3 protein-coding genes are annotated in these 5,537 nt (G+C 31.1%); all 3 read right to left on the reverse strand.

The window, feature by feature from the left end; all coding sequences use genetic code 11:
* Positions 1 to 14 precede the first annotated feature (14 nt).
* Positions 15 to 1,415 carry a hypothetical protein gene (locus tag DIU01_RS03580; RefSeq protein ID WP_290831875.1) on the reverse strand — a complete coding sequence of 467 codons (1,401 nt, stop codon included), beginning with the start codon at positions 1,413 to 1,415 and terminating at the stop codon, positions 15 to 17.
* Positions 1,416 to 1,441: 26 nt separating this feature from the next.
* Positions 1,442 to 3,232 (reverse strand): OmpA family protein, encoded by a 1,791-nt coding sequence (locus tag DIU01_RS03585; RefSeq protein ID WP_290831876.1) that lies wholly within the window; start codon positions 3,230 to 3,232, stop codon positions 1,442 to 1,444.
* Positions 3,233 to 3,365: 133 nt separating this feature from the next.
* On the reverse strand, positions 3,366 to 5,537 hold a 2,172-nt coding region (locus DIU01_RS03590; protein ID WP_290831877.1), incomplete at its 5' end, for a histidine kinase.

Genomic DNA, 5,537 nt, shown 5'->3' on the forward strand with positions numbered 1-5,537 from the left:
TATTTATAAGATATTTAATTATTACAAGGACATTTAGAATCGAAAATTTCTACATCACCAATTCCTCCTTTATCAGATGTTGACGTATCATTATTATAATCAATGTATAAATCAGTAGTATTATTATTAAGAACTGTGGCGCTATTTCCAGCAGCACTAATACCTTGAATTCCGTATAATCCGTCAGAATTTCCGTTCAATGGTCTCATAAAATTACTTGTAGTCCACACAATATCATCACAAGCTAAACTAGTTGCGCTTGTTCTTCGATTTCCATAATCAACTCCGCCAGCAGCATTTTGTCCTGCTTGACCAGGTATTGCTTCTCCACCAGAATAAAAATTATTTCCAACTATCCATGTTGCGCCATTTCTAACATATTCAAAGGTTTGAGAGTTGTGTGGATTTCCTCTTTCGGCAACCATCATTCGTTTTCCAGTAGATGAAAAAGCAATATCCATAATAAAAGGTCTTGTTCCTCTAACGTTTGCAATTTGCAAAACAGAACTGGAAGCAGAATCGTCAAATAATTTTGTAGCGCCTATTTCAGTAGCCATAAATTCGCCATTTGAATCTAATTGGATAGACCAAATTTCTTTTACACCAACTTGAGAATTTGCGTTGTATGAAACAGATCTTGCAAAATAGACATAGGTAATTCCATTTTCAACCAAAGTTCTAATTCCCCAAATTTGTTCACCAAAAAGCACTCTTCCGGCAACACCATTATCTAATACAAATGGATCAAAAATACTTTTAACAATTCCGTTTGTTGGATTTATTCTATAAATTCTGCCATCTTCACCATTGGTTGCAAAAAGCTGATTATTCATCTTATCATAAGCAACATTTCCTAAAAAGCTGCTATTTCCTGTGCTTGGTATAGTTGCTGTTCCAACAGTATTTGCAGAAGCAGAGTTAAGCGTTTTAACAAGTGTAGAAGTTACATTTGGATTGGACATATTGGTATAATAAATTCCGGCAGAACCTCCAATACCATAAACACCTGCTGAACCATCACCGGCGCCATAACCCAATCCAAAATAAATATTTGAAGCACTTAAATAGATTCCATTGGAGTCATCAAGAGCAATTCCGAAAACATTACCAATTACACTTTTCTTCCACATAGCAGGATGAATAGCTGTTAATTGCGAAGTTCCAAGTGATGGATCGTACCAGTTTTGACCTAACGGTGCATTAAATGTATTTTGCGTATTAAATATAAGACCAAAGTCGTCTGTTCCAGTACTTCCTGAACCTTGAGTAAAAACCATATAACCCGCAAATTCATTTTCAACACAACTTGACGGCGGATTTGTAGCGCTAGTTTCATATTCGCATGGTTCTTTTTCTGAACAAGAAACAGCAAATAGCAAAACACAAATACCTATTGAATTTATTATTTTTTTCATTTTTCGTTTTTTTTAAAAATTATCAATTATTCTGGACAAATCACTTTCATTTCTGTTCTTCTGTTGATATCATGCTGACTTTCTAAACATTTTACACCATCGGCACATTCATTCAACAAAACAGTTTCTCCGTAACCTTTTCCTGTAATTCTACTTCTTTCTATACCTTGAGAAACAACATAATCTACTGATGCATTAGCACGATTTTGAGATAATTTTTTGTTGTATGCATGACTAGATCTACAATCTGTGTGCGAACCAACTTCAACTTTAACCGTTGGATTGTCTAGCATAAAACGAACAAGTCGATTTAATTCTGGTTTTGCACTTTCTTTAATAACATATTTGTCTAAGTCAAAAAGAATGTTTTTTAAACCCAAGCCTTTTCCACAATCTACTTTCTCAGCACACATTTCTAACTGAACAAAAAGATTTTTATCTCTGTTGTAGTTACTAGCTGTAACACGTTCTATTTGAGAAAAATAGCTTTCTTTTCTACCGTACAATTCAAAAACTCCAGTTTCTGGCAATTGAAGTAAAAAATTTCCTTGAGCATCAGTCATTGTTGATTTTTTAATTGCTAATTCTTTATTTTCTAATGTTACATTGATGCCAGCAATTGGAATTGTTGAATTACATTCAAATGCTCTGCCTTTTATAATAAAATTTCTATCGCTATAAATAATTTCCTTAGCTATAACTCCATTATTAGCTTGACAACTAGCGAATTCTGATTTAGCAATTGAGCCATCTTCTAACGAAACGGTATTTAACAATCCTTTGATTGTATAATTATCTGGTTTTACATTATCAAAAACTACAACTCCAAAACCGTTTGTTTTACCCGAATTAATGGTTTGTGCAGAAGAATTTACCAAAACGACATCAGTATCGGGTAAAATTTCGTGTGTAAATTTATCTTTTGCAGTTATGCTAAGTTTACAGCCACAAACTTGGCAAGCACACATTGGAAGCGCATGTGTTTTTCCGCAAACAGTACATTCAACGCATTGCGCACAAACTTTTTCTTCTTTTACTTTTTTAGGAAATTTAAAAGTTATTCCAGCAAAAACTCCCATTGAGGCTAAGTCGCAATCACAAGGTTCTTTTCGAAATGCGAATGTTTCATCAGCGACAATTCCTCCATCTTGATTGGTAGTAAATGGAGCAAATCCAGTAGAAAAACCTTTTGTAGCATTATACAATTCTGTGCCATCAAAATGTTTTAAATAATATACACCAAGATGAACACCAAAGTTGTTAAAGAAATAGGTAAATCTTAATTGTGCTTTAGCAGATAAAGAACTGCTCAAATCATATCCAGCATGATAATTAAGCAACTGATCGCTACCAGTTGTTGTTTCAACAACTTCTACTTCTCCTCCTTTTATACTCGAAAATCCAATACGTGTATTGAGTTCTGTTTGAAATTTTTTACTATTGGATACATATCTAAAATCTGGCCCAAAACCATAAAACATTCTAGTAATTTTATTTTCTTGAACTGCAAATGATGTTAATTGTGTTCCGCTAGAATTAAATAAATTAGTTAGTGGATAACTATTTTTCGCTCCATTATTAAGATAGTCAAAATCAAAACCAACACCAAACCATTTCCAATAATAATCTAGGGAAACGCCAAGATTTAACCCAATTTTGTAATCAACATAAGGCACATTATTGTTAAATAAAGGTTTATCTAAACCTGCACGAATAGAAAATTGTAAACCCTTGTCAGAAATTGGCTCGCTTGTTTGTGAACGCATTGTTCCGCACGCTCCAATTATACTCAGAATAATTAATTTTAAATATTTCATTTTTGATATGTTGCTAATGGTTAAGTGTTTCGCAAAACTTATATCAACATTACAAAAACCCAAAACCACTACCAAAATCAATTAGAAAGCGGTAGGTTATAATTAGAAAGCGGTAAAAAACTGGGTACAAATACTAAATTGAAATCACAATTTTAACTCTATGTCCTTTACGAATGGTGTCATTAAAAACACTTTCTTGAGTTATTGAAAATACTCTTTCGGGGTAAGATTGCTGTAGAATTTCAATTCGCTCTTTGATTATAGCAATTCCTTTAGATATATGGGTGTCGTTTTTTAATTTATTCAAGTCAATTCCAAATCCGTTGTCGATTACTTCAATAGTTAAAATATCGTTACTTAAATTACAACTTAAATCTATTTTTCCGTCCTTTTCTTTTAAATGTGAAACGCCGTGAAGAATAGCGTTTTCGATAAAAGGTTGTACAATCATGTTCGGAATTTTGACATTTTTCTGATCAATATTCGAATCAATATTTACCTTAAAATCGAAATTTTCAAAACGAATTTGTTCTAATTCTACATACAATTTGAGTCGGTTAATTTCGTCTTCTAAACTAATAAATGGCTCTGCAGCTTGTGATAAAAACAACCTAACCAATCGTGATAACTTACCTAAATGTTCGCTGCTTTTTTCTTTTTGATTACTATTTACAAAATACTGAATGGCATTGAGCGAATTAAAGACAAAATGCGGATTCATCATTGCCGATAAAGCACTTTGACGCAGTTCGGCAACACGATTATTGGCTTCAATTTCTAGTTGTTTTTTGGCTTTTATTTTTTTAATTTGATGTTGATAAATGAAAAATACGATTCCTATAAGAAGTAAATTTGCAACTAATATAAACCACCATTTCAAATAAAAAGGATACTCTTTTTGAATAGAAATAGTTTTAGTTGTCCAATTTGAGTTTACATCTTTTACCCTAACAGAAAGTGTATGATTTCCATAAGATAATGATTGAAAATTAAGAAATTTATTTTGCGTTGTAACCCAATTTAAATCGTCAATTTTAAACTGAATTATTTGATTTTTTACAGCGTTGAAGTTTTGAATTCGCAATTCAATTTTAATCAATTCTTGTTTAGAACTCGAAATTATTTTTGTTGTGATTTTACCTTTGTAAAACAATTCTAACTTTGGTGTCACTGAAGATGAAAAAATTAAACTAATTGCAATTTTAGCCAATCCATCTTTGGTTGCAACCAGCAATTCGTCTCCAAAAAGTGCTACATTATAAACTTCATTATTGGGTAAAAAATTGTACTTATTTAAAACCCTATTTTCTTTGTTTTTTAGTATAAACAAACCCGAATTGGAACACAAAAAAACAACATCATTAATTACTTTTATCTTGTTTACATTTTCAGCTTTTATACCATTTATCATTGAAATACTATCAACAACTTTTTCACGAAATGTTTTATAAACCTTGCCTTCTGTAGCAATCCACATTGTGTCTTTTATAAAAGCAAAATCTTGAATGTAACCCTTGATGTTGAGTCTTAAATCGCGTTGTAGTACAAACCTATTCTCATCAAAAGTTCTTATCGTTATGTTTTCTGAATTATTGAAATAATAATCATTTTTATAAAAAACTACATTTTTAATCTTCTCTTTTATATTGGATTTTAACTGCTTTTGATTTTTATTTATTGAAATTGAATTTGTACCATTTAAAGAAAAACTAGTACCTAAATCATATTTCAATAATTGCCGACCTTGAACTAACAACATTTCCAAACTCGAATCCCATTGCGTATTTTGCTGTCTCGAAAGATAAAAAACGGGAACCGAATCATACGAATCAATTTTAATTTCAGAATTTGATTTTTTCAAAAAATCTAAATCCTTATTTTTATAACTATACAAACAGAATTTAGAAGATACAAACAACGATTTAGCATCTGCAGCAAGGGCAAATCCGTTAAAAAAATTATTCTCGTTTGGAAATTGATAATACGAAATGGCAGTATTCGCAATGCAAAAAAGTCCTTTTTCATTGGTTGCAATCCACATTTTACCTTTGGTATCACAAAATAAAAAATTAATATTGTCAGTAGTATTCAATCCTAAATTCTCGTTTATCGCATTCCATTTGTTATTTTTTAAAATAAAAAGTCCTTTGTTTTGAAGGTTTAACCAACAATTATTTTGCTTATCAACAACAAAATCATATTTGTAGATTACATTCTGCGAAAGTGAATTTGGAAGTTTAATTTTTTGCACAATTTCACCCTTAAAATCCAAAATAAATAAATAATTTTCATCTAACAAGCAGAC

The organism is Flavobacterium sp. (genome assembly GCF_003525665.1).
Lineage (GTDB): Bacteria > Bacteroidota > Bacteroidia > Flavobacteriales > Flavobacteriaceae > Flavobacterium.